18 protein-coding genes are annotated in these 17,921 nt (G+C 39.0%); 6 read left to right on the forward strand and 12 right to left on the reverse strand.

All coding sequences use genetic code 11. The features are described from left to right. Positions 1-67 precede the first annotated feature (67 nt). From CFPU101_RS15875 to pilM, 3 genes are read right to left on the reverse strand one after another with little or no spacing between them, the layout of a single operon-like run. Positions 68-865 carry a pilus assembly protein gene (locus CFPU101_RS15875; RefSeq protein ID WP_206816313.1) on the reverse strand — a complete coding sequence of 266 codons (798 nt, stop codon included), beginning with the start codon at positions 863-865 and terminating at the stop codon, positions 68-70. Further along, positions 862-1,647: a PilN domain-containing protein gene (locus tag CFPU101_RS15880; RefSeq protein WP_206816314.1), complete on the reverse strand. Its 786-nt coding sequence runs from the start codon at positions 1,645-1,647 to the stop codon at positions 862-864. The genes CFPU101_RS15875 and CFPU101_RS15880 overlap by 4 nt, the downstream gene beginning before the upstream one ends. A 3-nt stretch (positions 1,648-1,650) precedes the next feature. Continuing rightward, positions 1,651-2,754 (reverse strand): type IV pilus assembly protein PilM, encoded by a 1,104-nt coding sequence (pilM, locus tag CFPU101_RS15885; protein WP_206816315.1) that lies wholly within the window; start codon positions 2,752-2,754, stop codon positions 1,651-1,653. Between the two features lie 267 nt (positions 2,755-3,021). Here pilM and CFPU101_RS15890 point away from each other — a divergent pair, with 267 nt between their 5' ends. Further along, positions 3,022-4,068 (forward strand): hypothetical protein, encoded by a 1,047-nt coding sequence (locus CFPU101_RS15890; RefSeq protein WP_206816316.1) that lies wholly within the window; start codon positions 3,022-3,024, stop codon positions 4,066-4,068. Here the strand turns inward: CFPU101_RS15890 and CFPU101_RS15895 are convergent. Both CFPU101_RS15895 and CFPU101_RS15900 read right to left on the reverse strand, forming a co-directional pair. Further along, positions 4,065-4,307 carry a hypothetical protein gene (locus tag CFPU101_RS15895; protein WP_206816317.1) on the reverse strand — a complete coding sequence of 81 codons (243 nt, stop codon included), beginning with the start codon at positions 4,305-4,307 and terminating at the stop codon, positions 4,065-4,067. The two genes, CFPU101_RS15890 and CFPU101_RS15895, sit on opposite strands and share 4 nt — an antisense overlap. A 36-nt stretch (positions 4,308-4,343) precedes the next feature. After that, positions 4,344-4,631 (reverse strand): DUF427 domain-containing protein, encoded by a 288-nt coding sequence (locus tag CFPU101_RS15900; RefSeq protein WP_206816318.1) that lies wholly within the window; start codon positions 4,629-4,631, stop codon positions 4,344-4,346. Between the two features lie 254 nt (positions 4,632-4,885). Here CFPU101_RS15900 and CFPU101_RS15905 point away from each other — a divergent pair, with 254 nt between their 5' ends. Further along, the gene (locus tag CFPU101_RS15905; RefSeq protein WP_206816319.1) at positions 4,886-5,812 is read left to right on the forward strand and encodes a glycosyltransferase family 2 protein; all 927 of its coding nucleotides are present in this window, start codon (positions 4,886-4,888) and stop codon (positions 5,810-5,812) included. Between the two features lie 20 nt (positions 5,813-5,832). Here the strand turns inward: CFPU101_RS15905 and CFPU101_RS15910 are convergent, their stop codons facing one another. The 3 genes from CFPU101_RS15910 to CFPU101_RS15920 are packed head-to-tail and all read right to left on the reverse strand — an operon-like array spanning position 5,833 to position 9,515. Next, on the reverse strand, positions 5,833-7,077 hold the full coding sequence (locus tag CFPU101_RS15910; RefSeq protein ID WP_206816320.1) for an NAD(P)/FAD-dependent oxidoreductase: 1,245 nt from the start codon (positions 7,075-7,077) through the stop codon (positions 5,833-5,835). After that, positions 7,078-8,055, reverse strand: a complete 978-nt coding sequence (locus CFPU101_RS15915) for a hypothetical protein (protein WP_206816321.1) — start codon at positions 8,053-8,055, stop codon at positions 7,078-7,080. It lies immediately after the preceding gene. Further along, positions 8,055-9,515: an MBOAT family protein gene (locus CFPU101_RS15920; protein WP_206816322.1), complete on the reverse strand. Its 1,461-nt coding sequence runs from the start codon at positions 9,513-9,515 to the stop codon at positions 8,055-8,057. The genes CFPU101_RS15915 and CFPU101_RS15920 overlap by 1 nt, the downstream gene beginning before the upstream one ends. A gap of 206 nt (positions 9,516-9,721) precedes the next feature. On the opposite strand from CFPU101_RS15920, the gene CFPU101_RS15925 reads away from it, so the two are divergent. After that, on the forward strand, positions 9,722-10,693 hold the full coding sequence (locus tag CFPU101_RS15925; protein WP_206816323.1) for an FkbM family methyltransferase: 972 nt from the start codon (positions 9,722-9,724) through the stop codon (positions 10,691-10,693). A 46-nt stretch (positions 10,694-10,739) separates the two neighbouring features. Here CFPU101_RS15925 and CFPU101_RS15930 read toward each other — a convergent pair whose 3' ends face one another. The 3 genes from CFPU101_RS15930 to CFPU101_RS15940 all read right to left on the reverse strand — a co-directional run bounded on the left by CFPU101_RS15930 (position 10,740) and on the right by CFPU101_RS15940 (position 14,267). Next, a complete protein-coding gene (locus CFPU101_RS15930; RefSeq protein ID WP_206816324.1) occupies positions 10,740-11,123 on the reverse strand; it encodes an acyl carrier protein in 384 nt (127 codons plus the stop codon). Then, complete coding sequence (locus CFPU101_RS15935; RefSeq protein WP_206816325.1) at positions 11,092-12,900, reverse strand: acyl-CoA dehydrogenase; 1,809 nt, start codon at positions 12,898-12,900, stop codon at positions 11,092-11,094. The genes CFPU101_RS15930 and CFPU101_RS15935 overlap by 32 nt, the downstream gene beginning before the upstream one ends. 236 nt (positions 12,901-13,136) lie before the next feature. Beyond that, positions 13,137-14,267: a TRAP transporter substrate-binding protein gene (locus CFPU101_RS15940; protein WP_206816326.1), complete on the reverse strand. Its 1,131-nt coding sequence runs from the start codon at positions 14,265-14,267 to the stop codon at positions 13,137-13,139. A gap of 106 nt (positions 14,268-14,373) precedes the next feature. Here CFPU101_RS15940 and CFPU101_RS15945 point away from each other — a divergent pair, with 106 nt between their 5' ends. The 3 genes from CFPU101_RS15945 (at position 14,374) to map (ending at position 17,214) form a co-directional block, all read left to right on the forward strand. Continuing rightward, on the forward strand, positions 14,374-14,997 hold the full coding sequence (locus CFPU101_RS15945) for a TRAP transporter small permease subunit (protein WP_242578034.1): 624 nt from the start codon (positions 14,374-14,376) through the stop codon (positions 14,995-14,997). An 8-nt stretch (positions 14,998-15,005) separates the two neighbouring features. Next, positions 15,006-16,340, forward strand: coding sequence for a TRAP transporter large permease subunit (locus CFPU101_RS15950; protein WP_206816327.1), 1,335 nt, complete (start codon positions 15,006-15,008; stop codon positions 16,338-16,340). 109 nt (positions 16,341-16,449) lie between these two features. Beyond that, the gene (map, locus tag CFPU101_RS15955) at positions 16,450-17,214 is read left to right on the forward strand and encodes a type I methionyl aminopeptidase (protein WP_206816328.1); all 765 of its coding nucleotides are present in this window, start codon (positions 16,450-16,452) and stop codon (positions 17,212-17,214) included. A 105-nt stretch (positions 17,215-17,319) separates the two neighbouring features. On the opposite strand, the gene CFPU101_RS15960 is transcribed toward map, so the two are convergent. Then, positions 17,320-17,910: a DUF3727 domain-containing protein gene (locus CFPU101_RS15960; RefSeq protein WP_206816329.1), complete on the reverse strand. Its 591-nt coding sequence runs from the start codon at positions 17,908-17,910 to the stop codon at positions 17,320-17,322. Between the last annotated feature and the right edge of the window lie 11 nt (positions 17,911-17,921).

Genomic DNA, 17,921 nt, shown 5'->3' on the forward strand with positions numbered 1-17,921 from the left:
CCGATGCTAACTTAAATGTTAATTTTTTGATGGGTAGTATTTACTTTTTGTCAATAAGTAATAAAACTTATTTTTTTTCTGCTGGCGGTTGACCCTGTTGGTCTGGGGGTGGTGGTGGGGGTGCCAGTTTCGCTAGTTCTTCGGGAGTGAGAGGCATGATCACGTCTAATCTCATTGTTGTGTCTACCTTCTGGTTTGATGAGGGAATCACTTTCGAGGTTTTAAGCGCGGGATTGACCACCAGTAAAGCGACGGCTTTTTGTTCCTCATCCAAAGTAGTTTTCAGAGCTTTAACCATTACTAAAGGCTGTAATCGTTCTAAATCTCTGATAATCGATTGTGTTGGCTCAAATGCGCCTTTCATCGCTACGTTATAGCTTTGACGTTTGAGTTTTTTATTAACTGCTGTGCCTAATGAGCTATCTTCAATAATTTTTGTCCCTTCCTTGTTGGGTTCAAAACTTATTAATTCAACGTTTCTTTTTTTAAAGAATTGATTGACATCAAGCAGAATCGTATCAAGGGAAGATTCATTGGCAAAAAGAGCTAAAACTTGAGATTTCAGGGCTTCTTTTTGTTTGAGTTGCAGTTCTAGAGTTTGATATTTTTCATCTAGCTTGCCGCTTTTTTGTTGTTCTACCTGCTGTTGTTTGGCTTGCTCATCAGCTTTGAGTTTTTGATAGGATTCGTTAAGTGGTAAAACCCAATTAGTAGCTAAGGCCGCAGAACCAAGGATACCCCCAAGTGCTAAAGCAATACCGCTTACTTTTGGGGTAAAAGTTATGCCAAAAGCGGTCGGATAATTACTATCATCATCTAAACCTTGATCCTCTTGGGGTAAGTATTCCTCAGTATAGGTCGTCATCGTTGAATACCTCCTTTTTGTTCTAAGGTTTTGATGCGTGTGACTAAACCGACTGCACCATCACGAGCAAGAGATGGTAAGAGCTTTGAGGCTGGAAAATCACTTAATTCAGTCGTGATGACATACTGTATCGCTTGAGGTAATTCAACCTGAATTTTTTGTTTTTCTAGATCAGCTTTGGCGGTGGGTTCTAATTCCAGAGGAAAATTGTCTCGTTTCGCGCTTTCGATTCGTGTTTGATTCGCGTTAAAAAGCTCTGAATTCTGCAACGCCAAAATAAAGTTATTGACATCATCATAGGTACGGGCATAACCATTGATTTTTATTTGTACTTTCGGTTGTGCGCTACCTGCATCGGCTGTTGCTGGCAATGCACTTTCTTCAATGCTTGATATCTGTACGCTTGAAGGTGTGCGGCGGCGAATATTCTGAAGAATCGCTGACCAAGGCTTAATTTGGTTGAAGACGGTCACTAATGCGGTTACTTCTTCGTCAATCGCTTGAACCTTTGCTTCCATTTCTTGTAGGCTTTGGTTTCTGGCATTTAATTGACTAATCTCAGCATCTAGTTGTTGGATGTTGGCTTCAGTTTTTGCCTTTTGCAAATTCAGCATAGTTCCTAAAAGCGCAGTCAAACCAATTAAAGTGGCTCCAACCCCTAAACCAATGAAAAGCGGTGTTTGTTGTCGCCAAGAAATCGGAGCGGCTTTCCGAATGGGTGTCGCTTTGAGGGATTCTTCTAATTTGCGATCTTTAAGAAAGTTAACATCTAAGCTATACATCTATTAAATCCCCCGCAATCCTAAGCCTAGCACTGTTGCCATTCCAGGGCGTTTGATCGCTGGTATTTCTTGCTCTAAATCGAGAGATAAGGCTGAAATCGGATCAATTTGCATCGTAGGAACACTTAATCTTTGTGTAAAAAATTCATCGAGTTGAGCGAGTCCACCACCTGGCCCTGCTAGGAGTAGTTGCACGATTTCTAATTCATCGCTTTGATTAAGATAGAAATTAATTGATCGTCGTAGCTCATCGGTTAATTCGCCTAAAACTCTTGTCAGGGCGGTAATTCCAGGGTTGACGGCGGCTCCTGCGGTACTTAAGCTATCTAAAGCGGTCACGGGAATGGTCATACCTTGTAGAATTTCTGGGTTTCTAGAAGCAGGTAGATTCATGGCTCGTGAAAGGGAATTCTGTAACTGAAATGTACCGATGGGAACGGTTCGAGAAAATTGGGGGACTCCATCAACAATGATCGCAATTTCGGTATTATCGAATTCAATATCGATTAAGACGGCCGCTTCATTTGAGCTAAACTGTCTGAGTTGTTCCCGAATGGTGCGAATTAAGGCAAAACTATTGATCTCCAAAATATCGACTTGTAATCCCGCTTGTTGGCAGGTGTCTACATAAGAATCAGTCACTTCGCGGCGTGTGGCAACGAGTAAGACTTGTACTTTCTCGATGCCGTCTTCGTCTTGAAAGTATCCTAATTTTTGGTAGTCGAGATCAACTTCTTCTCTGGGATAGGGTAGATAAAGACTGGCTTCATGATTTAAAACCATATCCCGTAATTCTTGGTCGTTGAGTTCGGCAGGAATAGGAATGATCCTGATGATCGATTCTCTCATCGGTACTCCAGTCGCCACTTTTCGCGTTTTGATTTTGTTTTCTGCCATCAATTCTTGAATCAGTTCGGCTAATGCTGGCGAGTCGATAATTTTTCCTTCTTCAAAGATGCCTTCAGGAATATCAACTGAGCAGTATTTACCAAGCTTATAGCTCTGTCCCTGTTTGGACAGTTGAACGAGGTTGACTCGCTCTGGAGTAATTTCTAAACCGATTCCTTTTGATTTTTGAGCAAAAAGATTTTTGAAGACATTTGCCATGATTTAGATGTGACTTTATCAGAAAAGTCAGAAACTAGATTAAGAAAAGCTTTCTGTTCTTAGCATTCCCCAATCCATCTCAAGAATTAGCTTTAGTAGCGCAAGAAGTTCAAAAAAAAGATTAAGTTATGTTACAAGCTGTGATTTAGAGGAATTTACTTAGGAATACTAGGGCAACGAGATTAAAAACCAGATGTTAAATTGATAAATTATTCTGGGAATACTGATATACATATAGCCTGCGTTTGTGTTGTTGAGATTGATGCTATGTCTTCTGCTCATGATTTTTCCATAGCCGCGTTGCCACCGTTTGTTAATCAATTACTGACAATCGGCTATCTGACTCTACCCCAAGTCCAACAAGCTTTGATTGAGAAACGTCAAAAAAAGCGATCGCTGACCGAAATTATTGAATCGATTACAGGGCAACGTCTTCCTCAAGACATCCTCAAACAATATCGCACTGAACAGCTTTTTATCCTAAAGATTTTACATGGTCTTGATGTCTTTGATCCCGAAGCTCATCCTGACATCTGGTCACACATTGAACCGCTTTTCAATTCTTTGATTCCTGTTGAGTTTTGTCGTCGTCATCAAATCTTACCACTCGCCAGACGTGATGAAGTCTCAACCATAATTACTCTAGCAATGGTTAATCCAGATCAGATACAAGTATTGAATTATTTAAAACAGATGTTAAAACTGAGTCATGTAAAGTTTGAACGTAAAGTTATGTGGCGACAAGATTATCAGAATCTATTAACACAATACTTCTCGACTCTTGCTTTCAAACGTCAGCTATCCTTACCAGAGTTAGAAACATCCATTGATATGAATGAAGTTCCATCGTTTATCGAAGATCAACAACGAGCCATCCTGAAAACAAAAATGACTGTATTAAATCAATCTCAACCCAAATCGAGCGTTATTCAACAAATGTTAAGCGAAAAGCTCGAAAAAACTTCACAATTATCTAAAGCTCAAAGTCGCTCAGATTCTCAAAATATCACTGTACGCTTACAGGAAGTAGAAAAGTTAATCTCGCTTTTGGATCAAACATTTCAGTCACTCAAGCAAGAGTTTGAAAGTTCGTCACAACTCGATGTCAATGAGCCGACAACCGAAAACTTAGAAGATGCTCATCATTGGGAAACTTTAGTCAAAGAATTTATTTCCGACCAAGAAACGATGGTTGCTGATTCCTATGAAGAATTGACCGATCCTGGGGAATGGGAAAAGTTACGAGAAGATCTCAAACCTGAGCAAAATACAATCGTGAATGAGCAGCGATCGCTTCTTGATCCTTGGTCTTAATTAGAGGCGAATTTCTGATTAATTTTTTTGACCACCCAACTGAGGAGCGCACCCAAAACTAAAATACCAATCGCTGGATTAAACAATGGGAGCCACAACTTATACCAGATTTCCCAACCCAAAGATAAACCAAGCGATCGTCCTAATACTGCAATTGCAAACCACACAAAGCCAATGATGACTAAAAAAACATCAAACATCAAAATACGGTCTAGCCACTTTAAAAAAGTCTCTTTCATCGATAATTTTTACCTCGTTATGAACAATCTAATTATCTAATTCTTCTCAACTTGAACACCTTTCCAAAAAGCAATATAGCCTTTGATGTTATTCGCTTTTTCTTTAGGATTAGGATAATACCATGCAGCATCTTGATTCGTCTTGTTATCAACGACTACCGTATAATAACTGGCTACACCTTTCCAAGGACAAGTGGTATGAGTATTACTGTTTTGAAAATATTCTCGATTGAGCGATTCTGGAGGAAAATAGTAATTTCCTTCGACAATCTCACACCGATCGCTTTGAGCTAGAATTGCGCCATTCCATATTGCTTTAGCCATCTATATATCCCTCAAATGAAAAATCTATGTTGTTCAAGGTTCCCTAATACACACAAAACACAGGAATTTTTTAAAGTACAGGTTGACTGTCTCGCTTAAACGTACTTTTTGGTAATCCTGTTTTCGTCTAATAATAAGATAAAACCTATGTTGTCTCTCAAAAATTACAAAATATTGCAAATTTAGGCATTTTCTCTTATTCTACTAGATAAATCTATAGCTTAACTTTAAATCATAAAACTTCATAATCATTCATGTTCTCTATTTACATTTTGACCTATAACGAAGCCACAGAGATTGCTGATTGTATTCAATCCGCTTTACGCTCAGATGATGTAATAGTAGTTGATTCTTATAGTACCGATCAAACAGTTGAAATTGCGTCTAAATATCCTGTGCGAATTGTACAGCATCCGTTTGAAAGTCATGGCAAACAGCGTACATGGATGTTAGAAACGATTCCAACTAAGTACGAATGGGTTTATCTTTTAGAAGCAGATGAGCGAATGACTGATGAATTATTTGCCGAATGTGAAGCTGCCATTCAACAAAATCAATTTATTGGTTACTATGTCGCCGAACAAGTAATGTTTATGGGCAAATGGATTCGCTATAGTACACAATATCCTCGATATCAATTGCGTCTACTCAAAAAAGAAAAAGTCTGGTTTACAGATTATGGACACACCGAACGTGAAGTTTGTAACGGTCAAACGAGCTTTCTAAAAGCAACCTACCCTCACTATACCTGTGGTAAAGGTTTAAGTCGATGGATCGATAAACATAACCGCTATTCAAGTGATGAAGCTAACGAAACGCTTAGGCAACTCGCTGATGGTCAAGTTGAATGGAGTAAGCTGTTATGGGGATCTTCGGAAGTAGAAAGACGACGCGCTTTAAAAGATCTATCTCTACGTCTTCCTTTCCGTCCTCTTTTGCGTTGGTTTTATATGTATTTTCTTTTGGGTGGGATTTTAGATGGACGCGCTGGTTTTGCTTGGTGTACTTTACAAGCTTTTTATGAATATTTGATTCTCCTCAAAGTTGAAGAAATTCAAAAGGGTTTATTACCCGAAAATCATTTACAGGAAACATCCGAAAGTCAAAACGGATTTATCAAAACTCATAAAAATACCTCTCAAGCTTTCTCAGTATCAGGTTCGGCAGAATGTGAAAAGTAAGGATCACCTAAAAGAGAGAACTAATAGGGTTTAGCTGGTTTTTCAGCAAATAGCTGCTGTTTTTGCCAACGTAACCAGCGACCTAATTTAATTAATGTATTTTTGACCCAATGTTTAAGAACTTGTGTTTTATGTCGTTGGGTAGGTAGCCGTAAAATATAAATAAATCGTCGGCTAATATCAGCAATTCGGCCATCAATATTAATACTAAAGCTAGAAATAATCGCCGATCTTTTACCCAAGGTTAACATATCCCCCAGATGGAGATAAAAGAACGGTTTAGGGCGATTTCTTTTAATCATGGCTTTAAGATTTTTAGCCGCGCAACTAGCCTGTTGAAAAGCCGCTTGTGCAGTAGCAGGAATATTTTGACGAGTTGAAGCCATTTGAGCAATATCACCCAAGGCCAGCACTTCGGGATAATCGAGTAATTGTAGTGTTGGATGAACTAATAGTTTACCTTGATCCGTTTGTTGACAGTCTAATTCACTTAACCATTCTCTAGATTGAGTCCCTGCTGTCCAAATCACTAAATCAATAGGTAAATCTTGTGCCTGTTGCTGCTCAGTAATCCTCAGAGAATCGGCTGTAATCTTTTCTACATCACAATCATGATGGATCGCAATCCGACGAGCCTTTAAAGCTTTATAAGACGCTTTACCAATAGCTTTGGAGAAGTTTTTCAGTAGGGCATCACCCCGCTCAATCAGATAGACTTGACCGCGACTTCCAAGACGATCAGCTATCTTACAAGATAATTCTACGCCATTCGGGCCGCCCCCAATGACAGCGACCTTAAGATGTTGCCGTTCTGAGTTTTCTAAGATATGAAGTTGGGTTTGCAGACGCTCTAAATCAGCTAGAGAACGGAAGGTTAAAGCATAGTCTTTTAAACCAGGAATATTAGCCCAACGGTTCTGGGTACCGACAGCCAAAACCAAATAGTCATAGGATAATGTTTCATCATTCATTAAACCAACACAGCGAGCTTTTAAATCAATAGTTTTGACCGTTTGCTGGCGTAGCTGAATCTGAGTTCCCTGGAGTAATTTAGAATAAGATGGCGCAATTTCCCACCGTTGTAACTCTCCTGTAAGCAATTCATACAAAAGAGGCGTAAACAAAAAGTGATCATTGGGTTCAATGAGAGTAACTTGGCATTTTCGGTTCTTTACCAAGTCAAAACGACTAAAATAAAGAGCCGTATAGAGTCCGCCAAATCCGCCACCTATGACACAAATCTTAATCGGTCGATCGGTATTCATCTATTTTGAGGTCTGTAACTCAGGTTGCTTGATATATTCAGCTAAAAAGGGTTTAAGTTGATCGACCAATTCTTGCGATCGCACAAGCCGAGCATCTGGTAAAAGATGATAGTGAGTATCAGCAAACATTGTACTATCGCTTTGAATATTCAAGTTTTCGGGATTATAAATAGTTGGTACAATTTTTGATAACTCATCAGCACTTTTTTTGAGGCTAGCCACTGTTTTTGGATCGGTATTAGCATAAACCCAAGGTAAAGCGACAATTAAATGCGCTCCTTTGGCTTCAAGATCTTTGCGAAACTGCTCAATGACTTTTAACGAATGGGGGGAAACTGGTTCTTTAAAACTTAACTTCCACCATTTCGCTGTACGTTCCTTAACTTTTGTCGGGTCGCCATGTTCGGTGATCGGATCAGATAAATATCCAGTCATCCGACCTTTTTCAATGACATCAATGGTTGATTTGGTTGCAGCACGTAATGTCGTCACTCCTAATAACCAAGTATCCTCAATAAACTTTTTCGGTGGGATATTCCCTAAACCAGGTTGACCTACAGCCCAACCAAAAGGAGCCGAACCAAATAACCCATCACCATCCCCTAAACCATCTTTATCCATCAACATGAGGTATTCAGGAATCAGAACAATAATATCGCCTTTGCGAGCTTGTTCTAGCATCAAAGGTGTAATGACATTAAGTCCCATGTCTCCCTGTAATCCATAATTAAATACTGGAACACCAAGTTTTTTTTGCATCCATTCCGCATTAATACTGTAATGTACGCCAGAGCCAGCAGCAAATATGATACGGTGAGGTTTTTCAATCTGTGACGCATAAGCCGCTTTTTGCTCATACATTCTTCTTAACCAGCTTAGTTCACCACCATAGTAGACATTATAAATACAGCCAATCGTCCAAGCGATACCCGCCGATAGGAACCAAGGAAAAAGTTTAGTAATATTATTTTTACTCATTAGAATTCAAAATAAATAAAATCAGAATTAGTATTTGCTGCTAATAGTATAGTTAATCCTAATAAAACAGGTGATAGCCAACGCGATAGTAACCATTCATACTCAAATTTCTTTTGCCAAACCGCCAGATGTTCTAAAAATAAAACGCCCAAAGCTAGAACTAAGGTGACGATTAAAGCGGTTCCTTGATTTAGGCTATAGGAACTGAATAAGGCTCCCAAATTAGCCAAAGAGTAGTTCCAAGGCGTAATAATGGCTTGTAATTTAGTGAGAAGGCGTGTCATATCAGATTCCATAAAAAAGAGACAGCCCAATGTGACTGAACCGAGGGTTAAAGCCCAAGAAACAATTTGCGGCTGAGAAAAGTAGCGACCGACAAAGCCATAAAAAGGACGACCAAGATAACGTAAGACTAGCAATAACGCGCCATGATAAGCCCCCCAGATAATAAAGTTCCAAGCGGCTCCATGCCAAAAACCCGATAAAGTGAAGGTAATAAATAAATAGAAGGGGGCCCATTTTTTATTTGAACCCATTAAAGGAATAAATACATAGTCTCTAAACCATGTACTTAGGGTAATATGCCAGCGTCGCCAAAATTCGTTAATACTTTGGGAGGTGTAAGGGGCTAAAAAATTAATTGTTAAGCGAACACCCAGAAAATAAGCTAAACCTAATGCCGTAAAACTATAACCTGCAAAGTCAAAATAAATCCTCAGAGTAAATAGTATGGTAAAAAACCAAATCGCCCAAGGATTGTCGATTTGTTGATTTAGTTCAATGTAAGGAGCTAAGTTATCGGCTATAACGAACTTCATGAACAGTCCTAGAGAAAGCCAGCGTAAGCCTAGTTCAATATTTTCGAGGGTAAATTTTAAACGAAAATTTTCGATCTGAGGTAATAAATCGCTTCTACGCTCGATCGGGCCTGCGACTAACTGAGGATAAAAAGAAATAAAGTTAATATAATCTAAAAAACCAATGGGCTTTTTCTTACGTGCTGTAAAAGAGTCAACGACAAAAGCAATCATCTGGAAAGTATAAAAAGACACTCCAGGGGGTATTCTTCCTTTAACCGCAATTGGTAAAGACTGTTGCCAGTTAGCAGGAATAGTCACGAATAGACCAATAATACCTTCAACAAAGAAAATCAGATATTTAAAATAAGCCAAAATCGCCAAATTGAAGATGATGGTCACAGTTGCGATCGTTTTTGCTTTAGTCCCAGTACAGCGCAGCATCCACTGCACCATTAAGTAATTAAAAATGAGTTCAAATATAAAGATGATAAAGCTAGAGGGACTAGCATTGCGAAACATTGTTAATGAGACAAAGGCTAATCCAATTGCATCAAAAATATCTCGCCACAGATTAAAAGACTTGGCTATATGACGAACTGTTAAAAACGGAATGCCAAAACCTAATAAAATCCACCAAAAAGAAAAATCTGAGTAATTCAAGGCTTTCTCTTAAATAAAAGGTTATAGAAACTAAAATACTCTATCTAATAAATTTAGCTGACCTTTCCATTTTTCAATAGACTTGATAACCTTCTCTTCTGGTTATCTTTACGAGGCTGACTAAATTCTTGACAAGTCTACCAAATTTTGTCAAACTTGTCCATAACTTTAATTGCTTTATTTTTTAACCTTGGGAGTTGCTAAAAATGCTTTACCAAAAACTGACTGATATCTATAAGCAATATCAAAAATTTAAGAATTTCTCTCATATTTCTGACTCCTATTGGTCAGAGCGTTTATCGAATAATAATATTAGTCCTAAATCAGTAGAATTTGATACAGCAAGTCAGCAATTATTTTTGAAGCCACTTAATCTATTCTTAAGCAAAGACAAACATGATTTTCTCATTAAAAGTAAGGTTTTAGACAATGCTAAAATTTTACAAAAAGCTTTAGATACTAAATTTTATCTGGACAAAGAGCAAAATTTAATCGCGGAATTGCAAGGTACAAAATTTATTGTCGAGAATGAACAAGACATTGATATTATTAAAGAAATCTATTTTTATGGCATTTATAATTTTGTTTATGACAAGCCAGTTGTTGTTGTCGATATTGGAATGAACTTAGGATTTGCGAGTCTTTATTTTGCCAGCCGTAGTAATGTCGTTGCTGTTTTTGGTTATGAACCTTTTAAAATTACTTATCAGCAAGCCTTAAAGAATTTCGCGCTCAATCCAGAGATTTCTCAGAAAATTACGCCTTGTCAATACGGAATTGCTGAACAAGAACAAACCTTAATGATTGAATTTGACTACGATGTTAAAGGCAGTATTGGTATGGAAGGCATTGACAAAAATTTTAAACCTTCGCCAGATAAAAAATTAGCAACCGCAGAAATGAAACTTAAGGCGACTAAAGATGTTTTTCAGTCAATTTTAGAACAGTATCCAGACATTGATATTGTAGCTAAAGTTGATTGCGAAGGGGCGGAGTATGAAATCTTCAAAGTTTTGAGCGAAACGGGTCAACTAAGCCGTATTAAAATGATAATGATGGAGTGGCACAAAAAAGGCCCAGCACCTCTACTAAATTATTTGAATAAAGCTGGATTTGCAACTTTCTCGCGCCTCCCCGCTAGTAAGAATGTTGGATTATTGTACGCCGTGAGAGCCTAAAAAATTTAGAGACGTGCGTGCCATGGCGCGTCTCTACCCTACACATTTAACGACCAAATAAACCCCAGCCTTTTTTCCCGTTAGTGGGTTCGCTTTGGGCAACCACTTCAGCTTTAGCGTCACCTAAAGAAGCAGTAGAAACCTCGCAGTTTTCGGTAATATAAAGAGATGATTTTTCAATGGTTGGATGATCCCAGAAAAGAGTCGAGGGTAACTCAACATCTAGCCAATCTTCTAAATCACCAACTAGGGTAACTGCGTCAATGGAGTCGAGTCCATAACGAGTTAAAGGTTCAGTGACATTAATGGTTTTTGCGTCTAAAGATAAAAGTTGAGATAACTGTTGTACTAACCAAGCTTGAATCGCTTGAGTTGCATTGATTTCGTCATTTTGCTCATTAAGCTTGAAGCTGGAGTTCTGGGTTTGCATAAGTTTTATCCTGTGGTTGATTGAATTGGGCGTGTTGGAAAGGAACAATTGAAAAATGCTTATCTTCTTGATAGAGATTGAGTAGTTCTTGAGCAACGTTTTCTACATAAGATTCAGAGATTGTGTAGGGCATCGGTCGCACAGTGCGTAACAATCTATGTAAGCTAAGAACTAGCCATTCTCCTTTTGCAAAAAAGTCGCCGAGAATTTCTCGATTATAAATCCACATATGTAAACAGGTTGCGGCTGCATGTAAAGTGCAGTACTTTTTAGCAATTTCAAAGAGTTCTGGTGATTGCTCATGACCATACTCAAATTTAGAATTGCTAATCTGTTCATCATGAGCATTTAATTCTTCTAAAACTAAATCACTCAAATCTAACAATTTTTCTAAAACGGTTGGCTCAACATCAGCCTGATTTTTTAAAGCTTTAAGTTGTTCAATCGCTATTTCTAAACCCTGTAAAGGATCATCAATGCCACGCCCAAAAAGTTCGAGTTTTTGCGGCTGGAATGGAGGTACATTTTGATTTAAAGAAAAAATAGCCTCTAAGCGAGATTGAATTTTCTCCATTGTTTCTGCTTTTCTGCGAGAGCGATATTTAGTCAACTGACGCAACTGAAGAATCAGGGCATGGAGATTTACCACTGTACTACCATCAAACATACTGATGATGGAGTTATCGCGTAAAACTTTTTGAAAAATACCTGCTTCGTGTTCTTCTCGCATATAAAAGCGAGATCCCAAAACCACATAAACATTATTAATCATGGTTTCGAGTTGAGTTGTGACGAAATATTTCACCACCGAAGCCCAGACGCTAAATTGTTCGGGAATGATATGGAACCCTCTAGCAGAACCGATCGTCTCACAATCACAAATTAGGATATCTAAAAACGCATCAACTAACGTTTTACGAGGTTGGGGCAGTTCCACCACCGTTTTATTATAGACAATACGCTTAGTGGCAAATCCTAGCGTTGTTCTAAGGGCGGTATCAGCAGCACCATGAGAAAACGTTGCACAGAGCATCCGCGTAATTTGGAAGCCTTTAAGAGCGAATTCTAAGCCATCTCCTTCTTCTTTAATGCGATGGGAGTCAGGAACAAAGCACTCTTTAAAGCCAATGCCACTCATATCCGAACCGCGAATCCCGTGAGTTAGAATCTTCGGTAAGTTATAGTATTGATTCGGATCTAGTTCACGCTTATCTACCATAAACAGCGTTAAACATTTTGGCCCACCATTGGGATCAGTTTTCGCCAAAATATAACTTACTCCAGAGATTGTAGCGCGGTTAATCGGCCATTTTTCCCCATTGAGAATATATCCCCCTGGAACTTTTCTGGCGGTGAGGTCGCCTCCTACTAAATCACTTCCGTGAGCGCGTTCTGAATAGCCTAAACACATCGCCCCGTTTTCGTTTTTGATGTAGTGAGCGAGTTTTTGCTTTTGTTCCTCGGTTCCAGCCATCCAAGTAATAAATGACCAAAAAAGAGTAGTGAAGCTAATTCCAATGGTTTGATCTCGACGACTGAGAACCCGAACGAAAGCGACAAACTCTTCAAAGGAGGTAAATTCACCGCTACAGTCAGCAGGGACGTAGTAATGTTGTAGTTTCCAATTGTAGAGCCAGTTTAGTTCTTGTTCTGGAAATGCCTCTTGTTCATCTAGTTCGACAACCCGTTTGTATGACATCACACTATCGGGGTTGAGAGGATCTCCTAAATCTTTTTCGAGTGCTTCGGCAATCCAATATTGCTTGAGCTTGTGCATAAACCCTCATCGGTTAGATCAACTTTTTTTGTAACTATCTTCAACACAATCACAAAGCAAAAGGCTCGATAGTTTACAAAAATTAGCATACATTCTAGCTACATTTATTCAAAGGCGCAAGCGGAACATTAACGATTTTGATTGATTATTATTAGATTTCCCAAGGTAAAGGTCTTTCTTTGACAAAAAAATTAAAAGTGTCGAAAATACGCGATAACCCGTAGTTAAAATCTATCTTACTTTAATTGAGAATAGACAAAATTCGTAAAACTACCCTCATTGAGTTTGTGCCAAGCATAAATTCTAGTTCGGAACTGTTTCCACTCTTCATATACGGCTTTAAAATCGGCATCTTTGGCGGCAAACTCGTCATAAATAGCAAAAGCGGCTTGCTCTGCTGCGGTTAAAATTTCTGGACTATAAGCACGGACTTGGGTTCCACTGGTTAAAAGTCGTTGTAGGGCTTCATTATTACGAGAATCATAACGAGCTAACATGGTTGTATTCGCTTCAAAAGTGGCTGTATAAATCGCTTCTTGATATTGAGGGGGCAACTTTTTCCATTCATTCAAGTTAATTTGTAGCTCTAAAGTGGCTCCTGGTTCCCACCAGCCAGGATAATAATAATACTTAGCAACTCTATTTAGTCCTAGTTTTTCATCATCATAAGGCCCAACCCATTCAGCAGCATCAATAGCACCTGTTTGCAAGGCCTGAAAAATCTCGCCACCAGGTAAACTTTGGACGGTTACGCCTAGTTTTGACATGACTTGCCCCCCTAAGCCTGGAATCCGCATTTTTAAGCCCTTGAGGTCATTCACAGATGAAACTTCTTTACGAAACCATCCCCCCATCTGCGTTCCCGTATTACCGCAAGGGAACTCAATCACATTAAATTTATTGGCGTAGATTTCCTGTAATCTCTTTAAACCGCCTCCCTCATACAACCACGCGTTCTGTTGTTGTGCGGTTAAGCCAAAGGGAACAGTTGTACCAAAAGCGAGAACAGGACTTTTACCAACATAGTAATAGGATGCAGTATGCCCACACTGTACTGCTCCTTGGGAAACGACATTAAGAACTTCTAAGGCGGGGGCTATTTCTCCAGCAGCACGCGGCGTAATCTTAAATTTACCGTTCGTGAGGGCAGCAACCCGATCAGCTAAAACAGTTGCACCCCCAAAAATTGTATCGAGTGAAGGGGGCCAACTGGTCGCCATTTGCCATTGAATATTAGGTAAATTAGCAGTGTCTGCTGTTTGTCCTGTAGTTTGATTTTGAGCCGCTTGACATCCACCGACGATCGTAACTCCTGTAGCAGCCATCGCACTCCTTGAAAAAGCCCTCACCAACGCTCGACGTTTCATATGTTAAGTAACAGCACAGATTCACAATAAGATTTTTTCAGAATATCATGAGATGATCCTTCAAGAACGGTAGAATGGGGTATTTGCTTAATCTGTATTATGTGGTATGCGCGACTCTCGAAGATTCCCTAAAATTCGTTCGCTGCTAAAATTATCGAATGCGATCGATACTTTTACTGATAAGTTAGAAGGGCTTTTGAATTGGCTTGTTTTATTAACGGTTGGTGTGGGTTTTTATAACGTTATTGCTCGCTATATTGGGCGTTTTATTGGTGTAACGTTATCTTCTAATGTTTTTATTGAGCTTCAATGGTATCTATTTTCGATTGTTTTTTTACTCGGCTTTGCTTATATCCTAAAACATGGCGAAAATGTACGAGTCGATTTTTTATATGCTAATTTTACGGAAAAACAGCGATCGCTTATTGATTTTTTAGGAACAATTCTTTTTTTAATCCCGTTTTGTCTAATTGGAATTTGGGTCACTTTTAATCCCGTTTTACAATCTTGGGGATATTTACCGAATGGAACCTGGGGAGATTGGGAAGTGTCTTCTGATGCTGATGGTTTACCCCGCGCACCGATTAAAACCATGCTTCCTATCGGTTTATTTTTGCTGCTGATTCAAAGCATTTCTCAAGCGATCAAATATCTTGCCGTCTTACTGGGCTATCAAACAGTTGCAGAACGGATTCGTCTTGAAACTTCCGAAAACATTAACATCGAATAGAGGAAAAAATGGGCTTTGAATGGCTGGCGATTTTAATGTTTGTAGGCTTTTTCATTATTTTAATGAGTGGCTATCCCGTCGCTTTTTCGTTTGCAGGAACAGCGATCGTTTTTGGACTCATTGGTTTAATGGTAGGAGCTTTTGATCTAAATCGATTACTGTTGTTACCGAATATTTGGTTCGGTACGATGTCTAATTTTACGCTCCTAGCAATTCCTTATTTTGTTTTTTTAGGAGCAGTTTTAGAAAAATCTGGATTAGCCGAAGAATTACTAGAAACCCTTGGTATTATATTAGGACGGTTACGGGGGGGACTTGCTTTAGCCGTTGTCATTGTGGGAACTCTGCTGGCTGCGACTACTGGTGTTGTTGCTGCTACTGTGATTGTAATGGGAATGCTGTCACTTCCTGTCATGTTGCGATATGGTTATGATAAGAAGTTGGCGGCGGGTGTTATTGTTGCTTCAGGTACCCTAGCCCAACTCATTCCCCCCAGTTTAGTTTTAGTAATTCTCAGTGATCAAATTGGGGTATCAGTCGGCGACTTATTTCTAGGGGCATTAATTCCTGGTTTGATGCTATCGGGTTCTTATTTGCTCTACATTGTCGGTTTAGCTGTGTTTAAACCTGAAATGGTTCCCGCATTACCCTCTGATTTAGTCAATCTTAAAAGAAAAGATTTAACACAAAAAATATTAAAAGCTGTTATTCCACCGATTTTATTAATATTTATCGTTCTCGGTAGTATTTTCTTTGGTTTAGCCACTCCCACTGAAGCGGGTGCTGTCGGTGCCGTCGGTGCTTGTCTACTGGCTTTTTTCAACAAACGTTTAACCCCTCAACTACTGCAAGATGCTGCCCATGCAACGGCTGTGATTACTGCTTTAGTTTTGATGATTTTGTTTTGTTCTTCTTTATTTGGCTTAGTATTTGATGCTTTGGGTGGAAAAACCTTAATTACTAGCTTGCTGACTGGTTTACCTGGGGGATATTTGGGCTTTATCATTGTTAGTAATATTGCGATTTTTCTGTTGGGTGTTTTTCTAGAATTTATCGAAATTTGTTTTATTGCAATGCCTTTATTTGTTCCTGCAGCACAAGCATTAGGAATTGATATGGTATGGTTTGGCGTGGTAATGGCAATTAATTTACAAACGGCTTTTATTTCTCCTCCAGTAGGTTTTTCGTTGTTTTACCTGCAAAGTGTCGCCCCCAAAGAGATCAGTACATTAGAAATTCATAAAAGTGCGCTTCCGTTTATGGTGCTACAGTTTATTGTGTTAGTCATTGTCATGATCTTTCCACAAACAGTACGCTGGTTAATCGATCTTTCTTCTGTTTAAAAGGATCAAAACCCAGATTCATCAACTGTAACCACTGATGACGATAGAAACTGCTAGGATCAAAAAAGATTAACCAATTCTCTACTAATCACAATTTAACTAAAGACGAATGGGAAGCGATACGATTACCTTACTCTCAAAACGAGAAATTGAAAAAATGCGCCGCGCTGGAATACTTGCCGCGCAACTTTTAGATCATTTAGCCCCGATGGTTCAACCTGGTGTGAGTACCCTAGAATTAAATGATGAGGCCGAACGCTGGACACAAGCACATGGGGCAAAAAGCGCGCCGTTAGGATATCATGGCTTTCCTAAGTCGATTTGTACAAGCGTTAATGAAGTGATTTGTCACGGTATCCCCAATGAAAAACAAATTTTACAAGATGGGGATATCATTAATATCGATGTGACACCGATTTTAGATGGTTATTACGGTGATACTTCCAAAACTTTTTTTGTGGGTACTCCTTCCTCAACTGCGAAAAAGTTGGTAGAAGTGACAGAAGAATGCCTTAGACGGGGCATCGCAGCAGTTAAACCTAATGGTAAAATCGGCGATATTGGGGCAGCCATTCAGGAATACGCCGAAGCACAAGGTTTTTCAGTGGTACGAGATTTTGTCGGACATGGGATTAGTAATATTTTTCATACTGCCCCACAAATTCCTCACTATGGAACAAAGGGAAAAGGAAAGCGTTTACGCCCAGGAATGGTCTTTACCATCGAACCGATGATTAATGAGGGGACTTGGGAAGCAATGATTTTAGAGGATAAATGGACGGCCATTACTAAAGATGGTAAATTATCAGCACAATTTGAACATACTCTCGCTGTTACAGAAGATGGCGTAGAGATTCTAACTTTACCCGAATAAAAAAAGGGTTTGGCGACCAAACCTGTTACAGTCATCAGTCCTTAGTTACCAGTAATCAGTATGAAAGTAGATTTGACTGTTTTACTAATTACTGTTTACTGATTCTTAGTTTTCCTCCATTTCATCGAATAATAATTCCTCCAGAATGGTTTGCATTCGCTCGTCTTCTGGAGAAACGAGTTCAACATTTCCCGACGCGTCACATTTAGCGAGAAATAGAAGAGGATCGAGAGGGGTATAAATAGAGTACTTTTGTTCTTCAGAGTAGAAACTGGCTAGATCTTGTAACTCTTCGGGTTCAGAGGTGGGCTGTCCTTCTAAATCTATTTCTAAAGTTAGAATTTTATCTTCTTCTAGTGGTGGCAATTCTCCACTCACCGTTAGGGTATAGGCGGTATATTTTAAAATCAAGTTTTGTTCAGCTAAAACGGCTTTAGCATCAGCAAAAATCTTTTCTATTTCTTCGTGATCTTCTATTAAAAAAGCGTCTGATATGTCTTCTTCTTCGCTGTCTTCATCATCCCACGCGAGGATAACAACGGGGATATCTACAGGCATCAACAGAAGATACAAAAGATCGTCCGTTTCCTTAGAATTTTCGATATAGCATTCTAACGAGCGCCCATATTCATCCTTGAGAGTAACTTTTTCAACATCGTCTAGTTCATTATCTTGGTTGAATTGAGATGAGGACATAGAATTCTAAC

The sequence above is a fragment of the Chroococcus sp. FPU101 genome (assembly GCF_017312365.1).
Taxonomy (GTDB): domain Bacteria; phylum Cyanobacteriota; class Cyanobacteriia; order Cyanobacteriales; family Microcystaceae; genus Chroococcus.